Consider the following 21,953-nt stretch of genomic DNA (forward strand, 5'->3'; position numbering starts at 1 on the left):
GCCGTGGTGAGCCGCGCCCTGATCATCGCCAACAGCACATACGACGACCAGCACTTCGCCACGCTCCCGGCGGCCACTGCGGACGCGGCCGCACTCGCGCAGGTACTCGGCGCCCCTGACATCGGCGGCTTCGAGGTCGAGACACTCGTCGACGTGCCCCAGCGCCCCGCCATGCGCGCCCTGGAATCCTTCTTCACCAAAGCCGCCCGTGACGACCTGCTCCTGCTCCATATGTCCCTGCACGGCTGGAAGGACACGAGGGGCCGCCTGCACTTCATCATGCGGGACAGCGAGCTCGACTACCTCCGCGCGACAGCCGTCCCCGCGGAGGTCCTCGGCGACTGGATGGGCGCGAGCCGTTCCCGCCGCATCGTCGTCCTCCTGGACTGCTGTTACAGCGGCGCATTCCCGATGAACGCCCTGCGCCGAGACTCGGGCCCGCCCACGGTGGACGTGGCCGAGCCGTTCGCGGGCAACGGCCGGGTGGTCCTGACCGCCTCGACGGCTCTCCAGTACGCCTATGAGGGCGAGCGCGACGTCCGCCACAGCCGTGCCCCCGCCCAGCCGTCCGTGTTCACCTCGGCGGTGGTGGGCGGCCTGCGAGACGGCTCCGCCGACCTGGACGGCGACGGCTTCGTCTCCGTCGAGGAGCTCTACGACTACGTTCACGAGCAGGTACGCCGGCGCATCGCCGGCCAGACCCCCACCCTCAGCGTGGACAGCGCCCAAGGCACGATCTACCTGGCGCGCAGTCCCCGCCATGTGGACGTCGACCGCCTGGCCGAGATGAGAGCGGCGGCCCTGGACCCCCAGGCATGGAAACGCATCGGCTCCCTCCACCTGGTCGAGCAACTTCTGGGCAGCGTTCGCGAGCCCACCCGGGACGCGGCTCGCGCTTCGCTCCTCGGCCTGATTGCCGACGCGGACCGTGAAGTGGCCCGTAGGGCAAGACAGTTGTGGCACGACCGGGGCATGGGCGAGATCCCCACGGCCCGCGCACCCCGTCCGGCCGCACCCCGCCCGCCCGTCGGTGCCTCCAGGTACGGCCCGGTGGTGGGCATCGATTTCGGTACGACGAACTCGGCGATCGCCCTGTTCGCGGGCGAGGACGTCCGACTGATCCCCAACGCGGAGGGTGCCCTCTCCACCCCCAGCCTGGTGGCCATCACCGAGGCGGGCGACATTCTGGTGGGCACCCCCGCCAAGCGCCAGGCAATCACCAACCCCGACTACACGATCCGGTCGGCGAAACTGAAGCTGGGCACGGACTGGAGCATCACCCGGGGCACGGTCCGCCTGACGGCCGAGGACGTGGCCGAACACATCCTGCGGCGGTTGCGGGAGGACGCGGAGGCATTTGTCGGCGGGCCGCTGTACGGAGCCGTGCTCACGGTTCCGGCGAATTTCGACCTGGACCAGCGGGCTGCACTCGTGGAGGCCGCCGGCCGAGCCGGGATCCGCGCGCTGCGAGTCATCAACGAGCCGACGGCAGCGGCTGTCACGTACGGCCTGAACCGCGAGGAAGACGCCATCGTCCTCATCTTCGACCTCGGCGGCGGCACCCTGGACGTATCGCTCATCGAGGTCGGTGACGGAGTCGTCGAGGTGAAGGCGCACGCGGGCGACAACCACCTCGGCGGTGACGACTGGGACCGGCGCATCGTCCAGCATCTCCTGCGCCGGGTGTGGGACCAGTACGGGGTGGGCCTCGGCCAGAACGTCGAGGCGATGCAGCGACTCCAAGCGGCGGCCGAGGCGGCGAAGATCGAACTGTCGTCGGCGAGCGCCACGACCATCACGCTGCCCTACCTTGCCGCCTCTGCAGGTTCGCCGCTGCACGTCGAAGAGACCCTGACCCGCCAAGAGTTCGAGTCCATGACGCAGGACCTGCTGGAACGCTGCCGGGAACCAGTGGAACAGGCCATCCGCGACGCCTACGACGTCGAGCAGTCCGATCTGAATCAGGTGATCCTGACCGGCGGTGCCACCCGAATGCCCGCAATCGGTGAGCTGGTCAGCCGGATCATGAACGGTAAACAGCCCTACCGCGGCCTGATTCCGGAGGGAATCGTCACGGGAGCCGCCCTCCAGAGCGGCATCCTCACCGGAGGCGTCTTGGACACACTTCTCCTCGATGCCTACTCGGCCTCACTCGGCGTGGAGACTTCCGGCGGAGGCATGACGAAGATAATCGAGCGCAACACCACCATCCCGACGAAGCGCAGCGAGCTCTTCTTCACCCAAGTGAAGAACCAGACGTCGATCGTCCTCCACATCCTTGAAGGCGAGTGGGAGGAAACCTCGAGGAACAGATCACTCGCCGTCCTCGAACTCACCGGCCTGCCACGCCACCCCAAGGGCACACCACTGGTCGAAGTGACCTTCGACATCGACGCCAACGGGATCCTCAATGTCGAAGGCAAGGAACTCCGCGTTGCCGGCTCAAAGACTGCCTTCACCGGCCGATCGTGCTCGACCACCGTGAACCGCTCCACTGCCGCTCGGGCCGCTGCCCTCGTTCGCTCTTCCCAATGGCAGTCCCTCCGCGACCTCGTCCCCGGGGGGCAGCTACCGTCCGAGCCCCCGAATCCTGAGTAGCGGTCGACATCACTGCGGCGAACCCTGCGGGCGCGTGGTGGTGAAGCGTCTGCGGAATTCGGTCGGGGTGGTGCCCAGGTGGCGGGCGAAGGTGCGGCGAAGGCTCTCGTCGCTGCCGAGCCCGCTGTGCAGTGCGGCCGAGGTCACGCTGTGCCCGTCGAGCAGAAGCTGCTGCGCGCGGTCGAGGCGGACGCGCTCGACCCAGCGTGCGGGTGTGGTGTTCAGTTCGGTCTGGAACAGCCGGGTCAGGTGCCGGGTGCTGACGGCGGCGGACGCGGCCATGGCGGGCAGGCTGTGGTCGGCGGCCGGGTCGGCGAGTACGGACGCGGTCAGCGAGCCCAGCAGGTCGCTGCGGGCCGGTGGGGTCGCCAGAGCCGTGGAGAACTGCGACTGCCCGCCCGGCCGCTGCATGAAGACGACGAGTTCGCGGGCGGCCTCCCGGGCCACGTCCGCTCCGTGGTCGTCCTCGACCAGTGCGAGGGCCAGATCGATGCCCGCGCTGATGCCCGCGGAGGTGACGTACCGGCCGTCCCGGATGTGGAGGGCGTCAGGCTCGACATGGACCCGGGGGTAGCGGCGGGCGAGCGTCTTGGCATGCCGCCAGTGCGTGGTCGCCCTGCGCCCGTCGAGCAGGCCCAGCTCGGCGAGGACGAATGCGCCGCTGCACACCGACGCGACCCGAGGAGTCCCTTCGGCGAGGGTGGCGGCCGCCTCCAGCAGCTCCTCTCCCGGGGGTTGCTCGGCGAGCAGGTCGGCTCCGGCGACCACGAGCGTGTGGACCGGCCCGACATCGGCCGCCGCCACGGTCCGGGCGAGCGCCAACCCCGACGCGGTCGTGACGTCGCCGCCGCCGGGGGAGACCAGTACCGGTGTGTAGGGGTGGCCGAGGCGTCCCGCCTGATGCAGCACCTCCGAGGGACCGCTGACGTCGAGGAGGGTCACACCGTCGAACACCAAGAAGGCGACACGGAGTGTCATGTCTGAATGTGTGGGATGTGTGGCAGGAAGGACATGGCATCAGGCTACGGCACGCGACGAATCTGTAGGAGGTCAGTGATGTGGAGCAGAGAGAAGGGCGATCATCATGGGTGAATCGATTGCGAGCGTGCAGATTCCGGACAGTGTGCTGACGCGGGAGGCGACCGAGCTGGTACGGGATGTCGCCTCGCCACTGCTGTTCGACCACTCGCGACGGGTGTTTCTGTTCGGGGCGCTCCGCGGCCGGGAACAGGGGCTGCGCTTTGATCCCGAGCTGCTGTACGTGGGCGCGATGTTCCACGACCTGGGACTGACCGAGCGCTTCCGCCGTACCGACCAGCGTTTCGAGATCGACGGTGCCGACGAGGCCCGCCGCTTCCTGCATGCCCACGGCATCACCGGCGAGCCGGCCGAGCGGGTCTGGACGGCCATAGCCCTGCACACCACCCCGGAGATCCCCTTGCACATGGCGCCCGAAGTGGCCCTGGTCACCCGTGGCGTGGAAGTGGACGTCCTGGGCATCGGCTACCACGCCATCTCCGACGAACAACGCACGGCCGTCGTCGCGGCCCACCCCCGCCCGGATTTCAAGAACCGGATCCTCGCCGCCTTCACCGAGGGCATCAAGGATCGCGCCGAGACGACGTTCGGCAACGTCAAGGCCGACGTGCTGGCCCACTTTTCCCCCGGCTTCGTACGCGGCGACTTCGTGGAGGTCATCAAGAACTCCGAGTGGCCCGAATAGAGGGCTGCGCGTGCTGAAGGCGCCGCGCGCGCGTGTCGGCACACCGTAGGAACGGCCAGGTCAGCACGTTGGTGCGGCCGACGGCTTCCGCCAGTGCAGAGAAACATCGGCGGTGCCACACCGGTGGTGGTCGGGGCGGAGCCTCGCCACCGCCCCGACCGTCAAGCGGCGATCAGGCGGTTGCGCGGAACGGGCCCGTCACTTCGTAGGTGATGCCTCCGGAAGAGCTGCCGGTGGTGCCCCGCTGGCTGGAGAAGTACAGGCGCGTGCCGTCGGGGGAGAATGCCGGGCCGGTGACTTCCGAGCCGGACTGGCCGGTGATCCGCAGGAACGGCGCGACGATGTCGTCGGGGGTGATGATGCAGATCTCCATGTTGCCGCCGTCCTCGGCGACGAACAGGTCGCCGGAAGAGCTGCCGGTGACGTTGTCCACGCCGGTCAGCGGTGCTGCGCCGTTGGTGACCAGGCTGTCGTCGTAGGCCAGCTCGTAGGTGTTCGACGCGAGGTTGAGCTGCCACAGACGGTTGTCGCCCTTGGTCGTGAACCAGACCGTGTCGTTCGCGTAGTGGCAGCCTTCGCCGCCGTTGAAGGACTTGGACCCGGAGACCTGGGAGCGGGTGGCGGTGGGGGAGCCGTCCGGGTCGGGGACGTTGGCCCAGGTGAAGGAGCCGCTCGTGGCACTGCCCGCGACCATCACCTGGAGCGTGCCGGCGGACAGGTCGCCCCAGGTCGTCGGGACGAAGCGGTAGAAGCGGCCGTTCGTCTCGTCCTCGGTCAGGTAGATCACCTTGCGCACCGGGTCGGCCGCCGCCGCCTCGTGCTTGAAGCGGCCCATCGCCGCACGCTGCACCGCCGCGTTCGTGCCCCACGGGTCGGTTTCGTAGACGTAGCCGAGGGACACCTCCTCGCAGGACAGCCAGGTGTTCCACGGGGTCTTGCCGCCCGCACAGTTCTGGCGGGTGCCCGAGAGGATGCGGTACGCGCCCGTGATCGCGCCCGTGGCCGAGAACTTAACCGCGCTCGCGCCGCCGGAGGGGTTGATCTCCGAGTTGGAGACGTAGATCCAGCCCGACCCGCCCGCGTAACAGGCCCCGCCGTCAGGGGCGTTGTGCCAGGTGTACGAGGTGCCGGAGACGGTCTGGGAGGAGCGGGCGATGACGCGGCTGGTGAAGCCGGCCGGCAGCATGATCCCGTTGGCGTCGGCGGCCAGCAGGTCACCGTAGGGGCTGGTGCCGTTCTGGGCGGGGGCCGCGTAGGCGGCGCCGTGCATGAGGGTGCCGCCGAAGACGGCGGCAGAGGTACCGATCACCGCACCGCGCAGGAAGTTGCGACGTTCCACGAATATCTCCTTCTCCGAGGAAGGGCGAAAGATGACTGGTTGAGCGTCGCCGACTGGTCACAGAGAAACGTAGAGCCCCAGGACAGCGGACGTTGACACATCCTTGACCAATTCTTTGCGGCTAACCGATGAGTAAATATCGCGCAAAGAGCGCCTGAACGTCACCAAATGAACCGCATATGATTTCGCCGCGAACTCCCGACCATCCATGGTCGAAATTTGAACGTTCGGCATTGAACTATGAGTTCTGCTCTTCACGGTGACTTTCGCCCATGGCGCGGACCGGTGCCCCATACCATCAGGCGCGTCCACTTGCACGATCCCCGGTGCATCGGCAACACCGCCGCGGGCGGTGGGCTCGAAAGCACACGCCTTGTATCCATGCGTGCGACTGAAAGTATGAGTAGGTCGAATTGACAGATGTGGCACCATGGAACACGTGGCATTTAATGCTGATGGGAGCTTCATCAGTCAACCCTCAGCGGGCAGATCTCAAACAGGCGAGAGGAGTACATCATGATCGCCAAGCTGCTCGGGAAGCTGTCCTTCGCCCGCCACTACGGTGCGTACGGCGAACACGAATGGGACGCGTACGCCGGCGCCGACTCGGCCTGACCACACTGCCGGCGGGAGCCTCCGGGCGCCCGCCGACTCCCAGCCACGCCACCGACGACATCGGCCTGGACAGGTACGACAGCCAGGGGCCATCACATGGGCCGAACGAACGAGCCGCCGCGGTTGCCCGAAGGCGGTTTCGCGGCGTGGAGCCGCGACCGGCTGGCCATGGCGCGACGTGGCGCTGACGAGTGCGGGGACGTCTGGCAGCTGGAGCCGGGTGTCTACGTAGCCGCTGCGGCCGAGCCCTGTGAAGAGGTGCTGCGCCGCGCGGAGGAGTTCCCCAAGGCACCCTCACCCCTCTTCCCGCCGTTGAAGGGGTCGAGCCAAGCACCGACGCATGAGGAACGCGCACACGCCCACGCCGCCCGCATGCGCGGGCTGCGCGCGCACGCGGTTGCAGCCCGGATCGGCGAGATCGCGCCCGGTGCCGCTCGATGCGCCGACCAGTGGCCCACGGGCCAGGACGTCGAGATCCTGCCCCTGGTCAGGCACACCTTGGCGGAGATCGGCGTGCACTACCTCTTCTCCGAGGACGCCCCCACCCTGCTGCCCTTCGCCTCACAGCTCTTCCTGGCCCGGGAGAGACTCGTACGCCCCTCGCGCTGGGTGTTGCCGCGCTGGATCCCCACACCGGCACGGCGGTTCCGCACACGGCAGCAAGTCGCCTTCACGAACGCCTTGCGGCCCATCGTCCGCCGGCGCCGTGCATCGGGGCGGCTCGGCGACGACCTGCTGGGACAGATGCTCCGCCCCACGTCCCACTACGGCCTCCTGTCGGAAGAAGCCGTCCTCGACACGCTGCCCGGAATCACCGTCGCCACCTTCGAGACACCTTCCCGGGCAGCCGGATGGATCCTGCTCTACCTGGCCCGGCACCCCCAGGCAGCGGACCGCGTCGCGGCCGAAGCCGCCTTGCTGCCCGAGGACCCGGCCGCGACGACCAACACCCACCTCGAGAGCCTCCAGTACACCCAGGCAGTGGTACGCGAGGTGCTCCGACTGCACCCCCCGAGCTGGCTGCTGACCCGGCGCGCCACGCGGGAGACTGAGCTCGCCGGCTACACCATCGACGCCGGTTCCACTGTGCTCGTCTGCCCTTACACCGCCCACCGCGACGCACGGGAGCACTCCGAGCCGGACCGGTTCCACCCCGAGCGCTGGCTCGACGATTCGGGCTCGCCGGAGAAACCCGGAGCCTTCCTCGCCTTCGGTACCGGACCGCACGGCTGCGAGGGAGTCGCTCTGGCCATGGCGATGCTGACACTTCTGACCGCGCACACCGCCCGCCGTCACCACTTGAGCGAGCCGCCCGGACCGGAACCCAGCTTCCAGGTCACCACCTTCGTAGGTCTCACACCTGCCGGCTTGCGCCTGCGTGCCACTTCGCGCAGTTGAGGGCAGTTCTGCTGTCTGAGACGGGCGGCCCCTACCCGCGAACGGCGAACATGGATCGAGTTCGATTGCCGTTCCGCACACGCTCGGACGACCGACTCACGATTCGCTCATCGAGTGTCGCCGACCGAACTCGTCGGCGAGCATGCCCATCATGACGAGGTCGTGGTGCCGGCCGGCGAAGAAGACGTGTTCCCGCAAACGACCCTCTTCGGTGAAGCCGAGCCGACGAGTGAGCGCCAGTGAGGCTTCGTTGTGGGCCAAGATCACCGCCAGGCATTTGTGATAGCGCCGCTCGGCGAACATGAAGCGCAACAACAGCACGAGGGCTTCCGCCGCGTAACCCTTGCGCCGGTGGTCGACGCCGATCGTGACATCGAACTCGAACCAGCCTGAACGAGTGCCGGTGCGATGTGAGCCGATCGTGCCGACCAGCTCTCCCATGTCCGTCGTTTCGACGGCCAGCCGAAAGCGGTCGTCATCGCACGTGGCAACGGCTTGCTCCTTCGCCCAAGCGCGGTAACTCTCGGCGGACCGCGGTAGATCCAGCCGACTCCCGCGCCGCCCGTCCTCGTCGGCGAAGCGCGCGAACGCCGCCCAGTCATCGGGTTCGATGGCGCGTAGGCGCACCCGTCTACCAGTCCAGGACGATGCCATGCCCCATTGCAGCACGTCGCGGTGCACGCGAGGCTGAGAGGCACGCCGGGGCAGACGTTGCCGGCCGTGCTCCGTCTCGCCGTATGGGTGCGGTCTTTTGCAGCTCCTCCAGATCCTGTGGCATCGGAGAGCGTGGGCGGGGTGCTGCTGCAACTGCCCCGGCGTCAGGAGTTCGATCGCTGTGCCGTGCGATCGCCGAGCACGGGTGCCGGCGGTCGCCTGCGGCTCCAGTCCTTGTCGCTGCCGTTCACCATGGCTGACGTCAGCTGGTGATGTCAGTTCGACGAGCCATGTGCTGTAGGGCAGTGAGCGGGCCGCAGACCTGTGATCGCGCGGCTGTCTCCCGAAGCCAGGGGAGCGACCGTGCGGGTGTCAAGCCACGAACTGCCGTGTCATGACACCAGGCGTCGGCCGCGCACTACTTGAGACACGGGTTTCCGCAGAGCACGCGGCTTGCTCGCACCAACCAATTGCGCCCTGTGACTGGAGAAGATTTCCCATGCCTCGCACATACCAGGACCGCTGGATCGAATGCACGCCCGAGGCCCTTCGGATCCGCGGCTACTACTTCCCCTGGGGGACGAAGCGCATCCCCTACGCGACCATCCGCTCGGTCCGCCGCGTCGCGATGAGCGCCTTCACGGGAAGGGGCCGCATCTGGGGGACCGCGAACCCGCTGTACTGGGCGAGCCTGGATCCGCAACGGCCCGAAAAGAGCATTGGACTCATCCTCGACATCGGCCGGGGCGTGCGTCCGTTCATCACCCCGGACGATCCGGACGCCGTGGAGAGCGTGATCTGTGAGCACACGGGCCTCAGCGCGGCCGGCGAGGCCGACGTGCACGGCCCGATGCTGTGAGGCCGGCGAAGCAGACGGCCCGCACCACCCGCGGCGAGGGGAGTCGTTCCCCGTCGCTTTCGGCACGGTCGAGGACGAACGGGGCTGAGCACGCCGGTAAACGGTGATGTCAGTCGAGCCACAGCCGGAAACCGGCGGCCCTGATCTGCGGCCGCCATCTCGGATGTCCTTGAGCAGCGCCGGCCGACGCCGCCTGTCCGAACCTGCACGGCGTGTGATCGAGTCCTGGGGCGATCACCCGGACACGGCGTCTTGTGGGCGCAGTCCTCTGTTCCCCAGAACGACACCGCCGGCTATGGCGGACATCAGACTCGCGATCGAGAGCATGAGGCGTTGCTGGCTTTCGGTGGAGGCCTCGTATTGACTCCGCGAGAGCTCCACCTTGACCCGGGGCGAGGTGGATTGATCGTAAGAGAAGTACCGGCCGCCCTCGACCGTGGGCGACTGGAATCTCCCGTGCCCGACCGCCGCGGTGAGGACGATCATCGCGACGCTCAGGGCGATCAGCAGCCAGACCACTGCCTTGACCCGGTTGGGCAGGTACTTGAACTCTCCGCGCTGGGTGCTCGGTTCGTTCTGGATCACGGGGTAGAGGGCGGTCGCCAGGAGCACAAAGGCCAGCACGATCGCCGGCACGGGCCACCATGTGCCGTCGACCGGCGACGGCCCTGGCAGCCAGGTGAGCGAGACGAACGACAGCAGGACGACGCTCAGCCCGACCGCGATTCCGCTGTGCAGCGTGAAACTCCTTCTCATGTCCTGAACCATCACACCCGCATCCCTCCCTGTCATTGCCATGCCGACCCCGGCCAACCCAGCTTGTGCCTCGGCCTTCCATCCGCTGGAGTTCAGCGTCGACCGCCGCTGTTCACGCCTGCCGGTGTCGGCTGTTGATGTCGGGAACCGGGGCGCTCGACAAGTCCGTGGGGGGCTTGTATGCCGGATCATCTCGACAAACACGCTGACTCAGGAGAGCGCCGCGATCATGCGCGAAGTAAAGCAGGCGGCCAACTGATCGCCAAGAGGTTCGGCGCGCCCCGGAGTTGACATCACGCACCACTCGCTCCCGACCGTCAGAGGCAGCAACATCCCCCCGGTCGGGCCGATTTGTACGGCCGTATCCATATGCGGGCAGCCGGGCACCCAGACCCGCGCCGCGCCCTGTAGGCCACCGTGTCAGGCGTTCGATCCCGCGTTCCCTCTCCATGGGGTGGGGCATGTGACTCAGACGATGGCAGACGGATGGCGTCTGTGCAGTGCCGTCCGGGCTTGAGCGAGCGTTCCGCCGACCATCGGTGGCCGGGGACCGTGTCGGCCTGGTGGATGACCTCGAAGGCAGCTCATTCCTGAGGCTGAGTCCGAAGTTCGTCGTGAGTGCGGAAGGACTGGGTGACCAGGCGCCCAAGACTGAACGAGTGCCCTGACCAGCGGGCATTTCCCCTTCCTGAGCACATCGACTGCGAGCGGAGCAGAGCCGCGTGGCTACATTTCTCTACAGAGTGGGCAGATTCGCCTTCCGGCACCGGTACGGCGTGGTCGTGGCCTGGGTCGCACTTCTCGTCCTGGGTGGCCTCGGGGCGTCCGTGGCGACGCCCCCCACCCCGAGCTCGTTCTCCATGCCCGGGACAGAGGCCCAGCGGGCCGTCGATCTGCTCAAGGAACGCTTTCCCGATGCCAGGGCCGACGGCGCGACGGCCCGTGTGGTCTTCAAGGCACCGGACGGCCACAGGGTCACCGAACGAGACACCCGGGTGGCCATCGAGAAGACCCTTGCCGCGGTCAAGAGGAGTTCCCCCCAAGTGGCGGGTGTCGCCGACCCGTTCCGAGCCGGAACCGTGAGTGAGGACCGGTCCACCGCTTTTGCGCCCGTCACATACAGGGTCGGTGCGGCCACTCTGAGTGAGGCGGCCAAGGAGGCGCTGCTGAGCACGGTGCAAAAGGCCCGTACCGATGGCCTGACCGTCGAGGTGGGTGGCAGCGCCGTGCAGCAGGACGACGAGGACTCGGGGGCAGAGGTCGTAGGTATCGCGATCGCCGCGGTCGTCCTGGTTCTCACCTTCGGGTCGCTGGTGGCGGCCGGTCTCCCCTTGCTCACCGCGCTGCTGGGCGTGGGGATCGGCGTCTCCACGATCGGCGCGCTCGCCCACACCCTCGATCTCGGCGACACCACCTCCACCCTGGCGATGATGCTGGGCCTGGCGGTCGGCATCGACTACGCGTTGTTCATCGTCACTCGCTACCGGACCGAACTGGCCGAAGGTCGGGACCGGGAGGAGGCCGCCGGCCGTGCCACGGGAACAGCCGGCTCGGCGGTCGTGTTCGCCGGCCTCACCGTGGTGATCGCCTTGGCGGCCCTGTCCGTGGTCGGTATCCCGGTGCTGACGAAGATGGGTCTGGCGGCGGCCGGCACGGTCGCCCTCGCCGTGATCGTCGCACTCACCCTGCTCCCGGCACTAATGGCGATCGCGGGCAAGCGGATAGTCGGCCGCCGGGGCCGGCGGGCACTGGCGCAGCAGGCGGGCCACCGGGCACCGACGAAGCAGGCGGTCGGTCGGTCGACCGTCGGCGCCCGCTGGGCGAGGTTCGTGCTGCGGCGGCCGGTAGCGGTGCTGGTCGCATCGGTCATCGGCCTCGGCGCTCTCGCCGTACCGGCCGCTTCCCTCAAGCTCGGCCTGCCCGACGAGGGAGCCATGCCGGCCGCCAGCACGCAGCGCAAGGCCTACGACCTGATCTCCGATGGATTCGGACCCGGAGTCAACGGCCCCCTGACGGTGGTCGTCGACGCCCACCGCGGCCATCATGCCGACGCGGCGGCACGGGAGGTCAGGTCCACGGTGCGGGCCCTGGACGGTGTGGCCACCGTAGGCAGGGCCACCTTCAACCCGGCCCACGACACCGCGGTGATCACGGTCGTGCCGAGCACCAAGCCGGGCAGCGCCAAGACCGAGAACCTGGTGCACCGAATCCGCGACGTGGGAACGGAGTTGAGCGACTCCACGGGTGCCCCGGTCCTCGTCACGGGGCAGACGGGCATGAAGGTCGACTTCTCCACGAAGATCAACGGGGCCCTGCTGCCCTACCTGGGCATCACGGTCGGCCTGGCGTTCCTGCTGTTGATGCTGGTGTTCCGGTCCGTACTGGTCCCGCTCAAGGCAGCCCTCGGGTTCCTCCTGTCCATCGGGGCCGCACTCGGCACTGTCGTCGCCGTCTTCCAGTGGGGCTGGCTGGCCGACGCCCTGGGGGTGGAGCAGACCGGGCCCATCGCGAGCACCATGCCGATCTTCATGGTGGGCATCGTCTTCGGTCTCGCCATGGACTACGAGGTCTTCCTGGTCACGCGGATGCGCGAGGCTCATGCGGCGGGGCAGACAGCACGCCAGGCGATCGTCGCCGGATTCCACCACGGCGGGCGGGTGGTGACCGCCGCGGCGGTGATCATGACGGTGGTCTTCGGCAGTTTCATCATGTCGGGCGAGGATTCGGTCAAGATGATCGGTCTCGGACTCGCGGTCGCCGTACTCCTGGACGCCTTCGTCGTCCGCATGGCGATCGTGCCCGCTGTGCTGGCCCTCCTCGGCGAGGCGGCCTGGTGGCTGCCGAGGTGGCTGCGCAGGGTTCTGCCCGATGTCGACGTCGAGGGCCGCAAGCTGCACGGGGCAAGTGAAGGCGCCGGTCCCACGGTGGTGGCCTGCCTTCCGGAACAGAGCCGCTACGACGAGTCCGTCCGCAGGTGACACAAGCCGTACGGCATCTGGTGACCAAGCCCGGCTCCCTCATCGAGGGAGCCGGGCTCCACTGTTGGAGGTGGCCGCCGCGCACGGTTCCGTCGTCACTTGGCCGGGCCTGGATTCCGTCGTCCTGCGCCCTCTTGCTGTTGCACAACCGACCTCGGCTTGCTTGCACAGCCGACCTCACCGGGGTGCGCGGCCGACACGGGTGAGGTGCGACCCAAAGCCACTGCGCCGTAGAGCCGTCCGCAGTGTCCACGACGAAGGAGGAGCAAACGTGCACAGGACATGCCCGGCCTGTAGTCCCGGTCGCCGCGGACCTACGGGGGGCGTGGCCTCGGCTGCGGTTCGTCGGATCCGGTACCAGGCGCGGGGATTGCGGCTGGTGAGGCGTGCGGAATCGCTTCTGACAGGCCTTCGACGTGATTCCTGCGGCGGGGCTGCGCGAGAGAGTCTCGCGGCCGATGTCCGCTGCCTGCCCCTGACCACATGCGTCGGCCACGGCTCGGCGGGGAGCTTGTCCACCGCCGAGCCGTGGCCGCTGAGCGTTACTGCTTGGCGCCGATCGCCTCGACCGGACGCGTGCGCAGCAGGACCCGTGCCGGAACCAGGGCCGCCAGCGCCGCGAGCGCCGCGGTGGTTCCCGCGATCGCCAGACAGACGAGGGGTGGAACGGTCGGCCAGGGACTGCCGGTCACGGCCAGGGAGACCAGGACGAGCGCCGGCGCCGAGGCCAGGAAGCCGCCGCCCACCCCGGCCATGACCACTGCCAGGCTCTCCCAGCGCATCATCCGCATCACCTGGGCCGGCGTCGTGCCCGCCAGCCGGAGCACAGCGAACTCCCTGTGCCGGGCAGTGGTGTTCATCGCCTGCGTGGTCGCGACCGTCACCCCGGCGTACGCCAGGATCAGGCCGGCCAGCAGGTAGTTGACCCAGGCGTTGGCCTCTTGCTGTCGGTGCGGTCCCATGGTTGCCCGGTCCTGCAGCACCGTGCCGGGATGACGCCGGACGATCTCCTTCAGCGCCGCTTCGGTGCCCACCGCGCCCGGCGCCGTGCGGATGAGGACGGACGTGTCCAGACGTGAAGTCGTGTGGGCGAGCAGCGTGCGGTGCTCGAAGGTGACGTCCGCGAATCCCAGGCCGCGTTCGTAGACGGCCACGACCGTCGCGGTGACCGGAGATCCGTCCCCCAGGCGCAGACGCACGGTGTCGCCGGGCCCGCGACCCAGTTGGGACGCCGTGTCGGCGCTGAGTGCCACAGAGTCCGCCCCGAGACGCGTCAGGCTGCCTCGCGAGGGCTTCAGGTCCAAGACGTCGTCCAGACGTTGGGGTTCCACGCCCTGAGCGCTGAGGGACACCAGTTGTTCGCGGCCGTCCCCGTCGGTGCCGGCCGAGCCGACGACGGTGGATGTGACCACGCCGGTCGCGTGCCGCACCTGTTTCAGACCGCGGATCTCCGCGGCGACGCCCGGAGCCAGGCCTCCCGCTGCCGAAAGGACGTGGTCGGCCCTGAGGCCCTGGTGCGTCTGGTCGTCGGAGGCACGCTGGACGGTGGTCTGGGCGAAGACCACCGTCGCGGCGAAGGACACGGCGAGGATCAGCGGAGTGACCGCGGCGGCGAGGCGGCGTGGGTGTGCGGTGTGGTTGGCCGCGGCCAGGTACCCGGTGACCCGGGACGTACGCAGCAGGGGTCCCAGCACGCGCATCGCCGGCCGGGACAGCAGCGGGCCCAGAACGGCGACGGTGATCACGGTCACGAGCACGAGGGAATTGGCGAGCCCCGTCAGAACGGTGATGTCACCCTGCTGCGTCAGGCCCGTGGCGAACATGCCGACCACCGCCAGCGCGAGGAGGAATCCGGTGATCAGGCGTCCCCGGCCGGGTGCTGTGCGTTCGTCGGCGGCTTCGCCGAGTGCCTCGGTCGGTCTGATCCGGTTCGCGCGACGGGCCGTGACGCGGGCGGCCGTATAGGCGGTGAGTACGGCGGTCAGCACGGCGCCCGCCGCGGGCAGCGGCCCGATCGACGGCTGGAAATCGGCCGGGACGAGACCGTAGCCGGCCAACCGGTCCTTCAACGCGCCTGTGAGCGCCACTCCCAGTGGCCAGCCGAGCGCTCCGCCGAGGAGGGACACCGTCAGGGCTTCCGCCGTGAGCATGCGGCGCACCTGGCCCGGGGTGGCCCCAAGCGCGCGCAGGAGTGCCGTCTCGCGCCGTCGCTGTGAGACGGCCAGCGACATGGTGCTCGCGACGACGAAGACGTTCACCAGCAGTACGTTCCCGGCGACCGCCGACGCCAGGAGGAGCAGTGTGGAGCCTGATGCGGCCACGTCGAGGAACTCGGCCTCGCCCCGGCCGTCACCCGTGCGTACGTCGAGTCCCGGCTCTTCGAGCGCTTGTGCGACGTCCCGGGCCAGCTTCCTCGTGTCGGTTCCGGGAACCGCCAGGACACCGAGGGCGTCGACGGCACCGTCTCGCGCCGCCATGTGGCGGGTCAGCTCGTCCGAGAAGAAGACCACCGACCGGCGTGGCGACGGGCTTCCTGGAAGGGCGACCACCCCCGTGACGCGGAGCCGTTCGGGGGCCGACCCGGTCGTCAGCGACACGGAGTCGCCGACCGTCGCCCGGGCTCGCGCGGCGAGACCCGCGTCGAGCACCACCTCGTGATGTCCGGTCGGCGCGCGGCCATGGACGAGGCGGTAGGTGCCCATGCGGGTGCTGGACCAGTTGTGCCCCGTGGACGGGACGCCGTGAGCGCCTGGCAGTGGGCCTCCGCTCGGGCCGATGACCTGCGCCGGCACGCCGATGTCGGCGACTACGTCGGCGACACCGTCCACCGCGGTGATACGACCTTCGACGTCCGTCGGCACGGGCACGCGTTCGACGAGCGGCTGTGGCAGGGCGGCCGTCGACCCCCGGGTGCCGCCCGAACTCTTGGCCTGCTGGTGGCCGGCGACGACGACGTCCGCGGCCGCGTATCTCTCGGGTGGCTGGGACGCACGCAGCCCCGACTCAAGGAGAACGCCGCACACGCTGAGGACGGCGGAGCCCAGGAGGAGGGCCACGAAGGTACCCACGAAGCCACCCTTGCGCGCCTTCAGGGTCCGCAGAGCCAGGCGCAGCATCAGGCGGCCCCGCGCAGCCCGGCGATGGCGGCCTTGACGCGCTCCACGGTCGGGGAGGTCATGCCGGACGCGATGCGTCCGTTCGCCAGGAACACCGCCCGATCGGCGTGGGCCGCTGCGGCCGGGTCATGGGTCACCATCACCACGGTCTGGTGCAGGTCCGTGACGGCCTGGCGCAGCAGTCCGAGGATGTCGTTCGCGGTGTCGGGGTCCAGGCTGCCCGTCGGTTCGTCGGCGAAGATCACCTCCGGGCGGTTCACCAGGGCGCGGGCGATCGCGACACGCTGCTGCTGACCGCCGGACAGCTGCGAGGGCACATGACGCATTCGGTCGGCCAGACCCACTCTGCCGACTATTTCCCCGAACCAGTCCCGATCGGCCCTGCGGCCCTGGAGCCGCAGCGGCAGCGTGATGTTCTGCTCCACGGTGAGCGACGGCACGAGGTTGAAGGCCTGGAAGACGAACCCCACGCTGCTGCGGCGCAGCCGCGTCAGCGACGCTTCTTTGAGCCGGGCGAGTTCCGTGGCACCCAGCCGCACCGAGCCGCTGGTGGGCCGGTCGAGCCCGGCCGCGCAGTGCAGGAAGGTGCTCTTGCCGGACCCGGAGGGTCCCATGATCGCGGTGAAGGTGCCGCGTGTGATGTCCGCGCTGACCCGGTCCAGGGCCAGGACCGCCTGCGGGCCCTTCCCGTACCGCTTGGTCACTTCGTGCAGCCGAACCGCGGTGGCGGTGCCGCCCGTGGTCTTGTGCAGCTGCCGCTTCCAGCCGTTCATGTGGTCGTCTCCTCATCCGGTCGGGAGGCGGTCGGGCGCCGGGCGGGACCGCTCTTCCAGTGGATGCCGGACGGATCGCCGATTCCTCGGCCGAGGCGGGGACACGGCGGATCCGCCGACGGAGCGAGCCGTCGCGCGGACATCGGCCGGTGGGCGGAGGACTCGCAGGTCAGCGCCGCCGCTGACAGCGGTGGCCCTCCTCATCCGGGATGACAGCCACAAGGACGAGGGGGCCGCTCAGGGCTCGCTCTCGTGGCAGAGGGCGTGGGCACGAAGCGCGTCTACGGTGACATACATGACCTATCTCGACTCGATGGCGCGGCGCCGAGTGCCGCAGGCTGTCGTCGACATGGTCCTGGCCCTGCTGGTCACGGTCGGGGTACTGGCCGTCCCGGAGCAGCCTCCGGCCGGGGCGCCGTTGACAGACCCCGACTCGTGGCGGCTGGTGCTGGCGCTGCTGTCGGGGCTCCCGCTGGCTGTCCACCGCAAGTGCCCGCTGCCCGTGCTGCTGACCGTTGTCGCAGCTGTGGCAGCCCTTCAGGCCTGCCACTACTTTCCTCCGCTGGTGGGACCCGCGGGCACCTCGATCGGGGTTCCCCACCTGGGCGTGGCCGCTGTCGTCTTCTTGACCGCCGTGCGGTCCGCGCGCCGCGTCGCCACGATCGTCGTCACGGCCGTGATCCCCGCCGTCGCCGTCGCCGAGGCGCTGATGGAGCCCGGCTTCCGCACGGCGAACGCCGCCACCATGATGATCCTGCTGGTCGCGGCCTGGGCGCTGGGCAGGCTCTCCGGGGCCCGCAAGGCGCTGGCCCAGGACGCGGTGCAGAAAGCCGCCGCTCTGGAGCGGGAACAGCATGCGAACGCCCGCGCCGCCGTGGCTCAGGAGCGTGCTCGTATCGCCCGTGAACTCCACGACATCGTCGCCCACAACGTCAGCCTCATGGTCGTGCAGACCATCGCCGCGGACCGGGTGCAGGACCGGGACGGCGCCAAGACCCATGAGCTGCACCATGTCATCGAACAGACCGGCCGGGCGGCCGTGGGAGAGCTGCGCCAGCTGCTGCACGTCCTGCGGGCGGACGAGAACGAGGACGGCGCCCCGAGCCGGCAGCTGCCGCAGCCGACGCTCCAGGAGATTCCCCGGCTGGTGGAGTCGGTGCGCACGGCCGGGCTCGACATCGACTTCACGTCCCGGGGCGAGCCGGCGCAGTTGCCGGCCGGTTCCGAGCTCGCCGTCTACCGTGTCGCCCAGGAAGCGCTGACCAACACGCTCCGGCACGCGGGGCACACCCGCGCGCGCCTCAGCCTGGACTGGGGGCCGGACAGCTCGCTGACTGTACGTGTGTGCGACGAGGGCCGGCGACCGGGCAACACCCTGCCGACGCCCAGAGTGGCGGTCAAAGGCGCCGGCCACGGACTGGTGGGCATGCGGGAACGCATCGCCGCCGTCGGCGGTGCCTTGCACGTCGGGCCGAGTCCCGGCGGCGGATTCTGTGTTCACGCCACCGTTCCGGTGCCCGCCGAGGGTGACTGTGGCACGACTGAAGGAGAACAGGCCCCATGACCGCCATCCGCGTGCTTCTGGTCGACGATCAGCCCATGATCCGGACCGGCTTCCGGCTGATCCTCGAAGCCGAACCCGACATGATCGTCGTAGGGGAGGCAGGGGACGGACAGGCCGGCGTCGAAGACACACGTACGCTTCAGCCCGACGTCGTGCTGATGGACATCCGCATGCCGCGGCTGGACGGTGTCGAGGCGACCCGGCTCATCGTCGAATCAGGTTCAGCCAGCCACATCATCATGCTCACGACATTCGACCTCGACGAGCACGTTCACGACGCTCTGCGGGCGGGGGCGAGCGGCTTCCTCGTCAAGGACGGTCCCGCCGATTCCCTGGTGGAGGCGATCCGCACGGTCGCCCGGGGCGACGCGGTGATCTCCCCACGGGTCACCCGCAGACTCCTGGACCGCTTCTCGCGCCTCGCCGACCAGTCCCCGCCCGCCGTTCCGCCGAGCCTCGACGCGCTGACCGCCCGTGAACTGGACGTGCTGCGCGCACTGAGCCGGGGGTTGTCGAACGCCGAGGTCGCCCGGGAACTGCACGTCACTGAGGCCACCGTGAAAACGCACGTCGCGCACATCCTCGACAAATACCAACTGCGCGACCGGGTACAGGCGGTGATCCTCGCCTACGACACCGGCCTGGCACGCCCGGCGGCTGGTTCCTGAAGGCAGGCGACGGCACGCCCTACTGCGGCAGCCGTGCCCGCCTTGCCCCGAGGAGGCAGCGGGCGGAGGCTGTGGTCATGGAAGGTCGGACGGGACGGCGTCGTCCGCACCCGGTGGTGATGGTGCTCTTCGACGGGGTCCAGCTGCTGGACGTCACCGGCCCCCTGGAGGTGTACGCCTCGGCCAACGATCACGGGGCCGACTACCGGCTGCTCACCGCCTCCTGCCGTGGCAGGGATGTGCACACCACGGCCGGGGCCCGGCTCGTCGCGGACACGGCCCTCGAAGAGGTCTCCGGCCGGATCGGCACGCTGATCGTCCCCGGGCGGTTCGACTGGCGTGCGGCTGTGGCCGATCGTGAACTCATCGCCGGGATCGGCCGCCTGCTGCGGCCCTCCCGCAGGGTCGCTTCGGTGTGTGCCGGCGCGTTCCCGCTCGCCGCCACCGGAGCGCTCGACGGACGCCGGGCGGCCACGCACTGGTGCCTGGCGGCGGAACTCGCGGAACGCTTCCCCGCGATCGACGTCGATCGCGATTCGATCTTCGTCCGGGACGGCAAGACCATCACGTCGGCAGGCGTCACCTCCGGCATCGATCTCACCCTGTCTCTCGTCGAGGAGGACTTCGGGCCCGTGGTGGCCCGAGCGGCGGCGAAGTATCTCGTCGTCTTCATGGCGCGCCCCGGAGGGCAGTCCCAGTTCAGCGTCCGGCAAGCGGCGCGGCAGCCCCGGCACGAGACGCTGCGGGCGGCTCTGGACGCGGTCACCGCCGACCCGGCCGGTGACCACAGTCTGGACGCCCTGGCCCGTCGGACGGGAGTGAGCGTGCGCCAGCTCACCCGCCTCTTCCGCAGTGAACTCGGCACGACCGCCACTCATTTCGTGGAGCAGATCAGGATCGAGGCGGCCCAGGCGCTGCTCGAGTCCGGTAGCGACCCTCTCGACGTCGTCGCCCGGCGCTCCGGCTTCGGTTCCGAGGAGACCTTGCGCCGCGCATTCCAGCGCGGACTCGGTGTCACCCCTGGTGCCTACCGTGCGCGGTTCCGCACCACACGCAGCGCCCACACTGTGGAGCGCATGACCGGAGCCGGAGGCTGACGGTCGGGTACGGCCACGCGGATCCGGCCGTGATTGCCTCCGATCCGGTAGAGGAGCTTCTGTCCGGAAATGTGCAGGGTTCGCCGTGGCTTTTCCCGAACAGCGCCGAGCGGTGCGACACGTTGCCCGGAATTCGACCGGGACAAGCTCCGGCGCGGGAAGGAACCGTCACCATGACCGACTCCATGGCGGACCCCACGGCCGACTCCAGGAACGACGCTGTCACAGACGCGACCAGTGACCGACCCGCGCTCGCACGGTGGCGCGTGCCCGCCCCCATCGTCGCCGCACTGCTCGCCCTGTCCCTGACGGGCGCTGCCGCCGTGCTCCTGCTGTCTCGACCGCTCGGAGGCGCCACCACGTCTCTGGGCCTGATCGTTACGGCTTTGGGTGCGGCGGCGATCGGATGGGCCACAGGATGTCCACTGCGGGTGCGCCGGGCCACGACGGCGGGGACGCTCGCGTACGCCGCCGCGGAACGGGAGCTGCGGGCGAGGACGCACACGGCCGTCACGCAGGAGCGCGCCCGGATCGCCCGAGAGCTGCACGACATCGTGGCCCACAACGTCAGCCTCATCGTGATCCAGGCCGCCGCCGCGCGGCGGGTCCGGGAGCGCGACTCCGGAAAGATCCGTGCGCTGCACGACACCATCGAGGAGACAGGCCGGTCCACCGTTGTCGAACTTCGCCGCCTGCTGAATGTTCTTCGTGCCGAGGAGAGTTCGGGACGGGAGGAGACAGGGGAACCCGGCATCGCGGACATCCCTTGTCTGCTGGGCGCCGTACGTGAGGCCGGGCTGCGCGTGGAGTGGACTTCGGCCGGCACACCGCGTCCGGTGTCGGCGGAAACCGGGCTCACCGCCTATCGGACAGTGCAGGAGGCCTTGACCAACAGCCTCAAGCACGCAGGGTTCCCCCGCGTGACCGTTGCCCTCTGCTGGGAGGACGAGGCGTTGACGGTGACCGTGCGCGACGACGGACGGCCCGCCGGCGGCGAGAGGACCGCACTGCCGGTCGGCGGCGGGCACGGTCTGGCGGGGATGCGCGAGCGCGTCGCCGCAGTGGGCGGCACCCTGCATGCCGGCCCACGACCCGAAGGAGGTTTCGTCGTCCGTGCGCTGCTTCCTCTGGGGGACTGCGTCGGCATGGGATGACGGCGCGGCAGCACACTGCGGCGGAGGCGCTGAACCGCCCTCATCCTCGCGAGGGAACCGGTGAATCAGCGGAGCGGCCGATGCCCGCCGGTCGGAGAGCAAGGAGGCTGGGACAGGTGCGCGGCCACACCCGAGAGCGCCGCCCAACATGCCGACCTACCCAGAGGTTATTCGTGCGCCCCACCGCCATCGACACTTTCCCCGGCCTGCTCCCGGCCTTTCCGCACCCCTCACACTCGGTGCACGGAAAGTCGTCTCCGGTCCCGGTCCAGATCCCGGACCATTTGCGGATCACCGTGTCGAGCGGCAGCAGCGGTGCCCTCGTCCGGCTCGAGGGCGAACTCGACATCGCCGGGGCTCCCGCCCTGATGTCCGTACTGGCACTGTGCGTCGGGCAGCCCGGATGCATCACGGTGGACGCGGCCGGACTTGACTTCATCGACGCGGCAGGAATCCGTCCGCTGGCGGACGCGCAAGCGATCTGCCACCGGCAGGGACGGGATTTCCGCGTGGCACCGGCGAGTGCCGCGGTGCGCCGTGTCGTCATGCTCACCGGGCTGGCGGAGCGGCTGCTCGGCGACGCGGACGTCCGCCCACACCGCGCGGACGAGGTGTCAGCCCACGCAACTAAGGTTGCTGACCACTGACCTCAAGGGGCTTC

At 69.4% G+C, this 21,953-nt stretch carries 16 protein-coding genes; 10 read left to right on the forward strand and 6 right to left on the reverse strand.

The annotated features are described in order from the left end of the window. The first annotated feature begins 3 nt into the window (after positions 1 to 3). A complete protein-coding gene (locus tag ACSYGO_RS44180; RefSeq protein ID WP_426674971.1) occupies positions 4 to 2,598 on the forward strand; it encodes a caspase, EACC1-associated type in 2,595 nt (864 codons plus the stop codon). 9 nt (positions 2,599 to 2,607) lie between these two features. On the opposite strand, the gene ACSYGO_RS44185 is transcribed toward ACSYGO_RS44180, so the two are convergent. Continuing rightward, the gene (locus ACSYGO_RS44185; protein ID WP_432186496.1) at positions 2,608 to 3,576 is read right to left on the reverse strand and encodes a GlxA family transcriptional regulator; all 969 of its coding nucleotides are present in this window, start codon (positions 3,574 to 3,576) and stop codon (positions 2,608 to 2,610) included. 106 nt (positions 3,577 to 3,682) lie between these two features. Here ACSYGO_RS44185 and ACSYGO_RS44190 point away from each other — a divergent pair, with 106 nt between their 5' ends. After that, entirely contained in the window at positions 3,683 to 4,321 is a 639-nt protein-coding gene (locus ACSYGO_RS44190; protein WP_432186497.1) for an HD domain-containing protein, read from the forward strand. A gap of 172 nt (positions 4,322 to 4,493) precedes the next feature. Here the strand turns inward: ACSYGO_RS44190 and ACSYGO_RS44195 are convergent, their stop codons facing one another. Continuing rightward, positions 4,494 to 5,660, reverse strand: a complete 1,167-nt coding sequence (locus ACSYGO_RS44195) for an alkaline phosphatase PhoX (RefSeq protein WP_460390185.1) — start codon at positions 5,658 to 5,660, stop codon at positions 4,494 to 4,496. Positions 5,661 to 6,371: 711 nt separating this feature from the next. On the opposite strand from ACSYGO_RS44195, the gene ACSYGO_RS44200 reads away from it, so the two are divergent. Continuing rightward, positions 6,372 to 7,673 (forward strand): cytochrome P450, encoded by a 1,302-nt coding sequence (locus ACSYGO_RS44200; RefSeq protein ID WP_426674967.1) that lies wholly within the window; start codon positions 6,372 to 6,374, stop codon positions 7,671 to 7,673. Between the two features lie 96 nt (positions 7,674 to 7,769). Here ACSYGO_RS44200 and ACSYGO_RS44205 read toward each other — a convergent pair whose 3' ends face one another. Beyond that, positions 7,770 to 8,354: a GNAT family N-acetyltransferase gene (locus tag ACSYGO_RS44205; protein WP_426674966.1), complete on the reverse strand. Its 585-nt coding sequence runs from the start codon at positions 8,352 to 8,354 to the stop codon at positions 7,770 to 7,772. Positions 8,355 to 8,826: 472 nt separating this feature from the next. On the opposite strand from ACSYGO_RS44205, the gene ACSYGO_RS44210 reads away from it, so the two are divergent. Further along, complete coding sequence (locus ACSYGO_RS44210; RefSeq protein ID WP_426674964.1) at positions 8,827 to 9,186, forward strand: PH domain-containing protein; 360 nt, start codon at positions 8,827 to 8,829, stop codon at positions 9,184 to 9,186. Between the two features lie 234 nt (positions 9,187 to 9,420). On the opposite strand, the gene ACSYGO_RS44215 is transcribed toward ACSYGO_RS44210, so the two are convergent. Continuing rightward, positions 9,421 to 9,942: a hypothetical protein gene (locus ACSYGO_RS44215; protein WP_460390186.1), complete on the reverse strand. Its 522-nt coding sequence runs from the start codon at positions 9,940 to 9,942 to the stop codon at positions 9,421 to 9,423. Between the two features lie 722 nt (positions 9,943 to 10,664). On the opposite strand from ACSYGO_RS44215, the gene ACSYGO_RS44220 reads away from it, so the two are divergent. Next, entirely contained in the window at positions 10,665 to 12,920 is a 2,256-nt protein-coding gene (locus ACSYGO_RS44220) for an MMPL family transporter (protein WP_460390187.1), read from the forward strand. Between the two features lie 542 nt (positions 12,921 to 13,462). Here the strand turns inward: ACSYGO_RS44220 and ACSYGO_RS44225 are convergent. Continuing rightward, on the reverse strand, positions 13,463 to 16,036 hold the full coding sequence (locus tag ACSYGO_RS44225) for an FtsX-like permease family protein (protein ID WP_426674961.1): 2,574 nt from the start codon (positions 16,034 to 16,036) through the stop codon (positions 13,463 to 13,465). Further along, positions 16,036 to 16,809: an ABC transporter ATP-binding protein gene (locus tag ACSYGO_RS44230; RefSeq protein WP_426674960.1), complete on the reverse strand. Its 774-nt coding sequence runs from the start codon at positions 16,807 to 16,809 to the stop codon at positions 16,036 to 16,038. The genes ACSYGO_RS44225 and ACSYGO_RS44230 overlap by 1 nt, the downstream gene beginning before the upstream one ends. A gap of 295 nt (positions 16,810 to 17,104) precedes the next feature. Here ACSYGO_RS44230 and ACSYGO_RS44235 point away from each other — a divergent pair, with 295 nt between their 5' ends. The 5 genes from ACSYGO_RS44235 to ACSYGO_RS44255 all read left to right on the forward strand — a co-directional run bounded on the left by ACSYGO_RS44235 (position 17,105) and on the right by ACSYGO_RS44255 (position 21,939). After that, on the forward strand, positions 17,105 to 18,373 hold the full coding sequence (locus ACSYGO_RS44235; protein WP_426674959.1) for a sensor histidine kinase: 1,269 nt from the start codon (positions 17,105 to 17,107) through the stop codon (positions 18,371 to 18,373). After that, complete coding sequence (locus ACSYGO_RS44240) at positions 18,370 to 19,041, forward strand: response regulator (RefSeq protein ID WP_426674958.1); 672 nt, start codon at positions 18,370 to 18,372, stop codon at positions 19,039 to 19,041. The genes ACSYGO_RS44235 and ACSYGO_RS44240 overlap by 4 nt, the downstream gene beginning before the upstream one ends. A 77-nt stretch (positions 19,042 to 19,118) precedes the next feature. After that, positions 19,119 to 20,138, forward strand: coding sequence for a GlxA family transcriptional regulator (locus ACSYGO_RS44245; protein ID WP_426674957.1), 1,020 nt, complete (start codon positions 19,119 to 19,121; stop codon positions 20,136 to 20,138). A 173-nt stretch (positions 20,139 to 20,311) separates the two neighbouring features. Next, positions 20,312 to 21,292 carry a sensor histidine kinase gene (locus ACSYGO_RS44250; protein WP_426674956.1) on the forward strand — a complete coding sequence of 327 codons (981 nt, stop codon included), beginning with the start codon at positions 20,312 to 20,314 and terminating at the stop codon, positions 21,290 to 21,292. 173 nt (positions 21,293 to 21,465) lie between these two features. Continuing rightward, positions 21,466 to 21,939, forward strand: coding sequence for an STAS domain-containing protein (locus tag ACSYGO_RS44255; protein ID WP_426674955.1), 474 nt, complete (start codon positions 21,466 to 21,468; stop codon positions 21,937 to 21,939). Positions 21,940 to 21,953: the final 14 nt, after the last annotated feature.

The organism is Streptomyces krungchingensis (genome assembly GCF_054729265.1).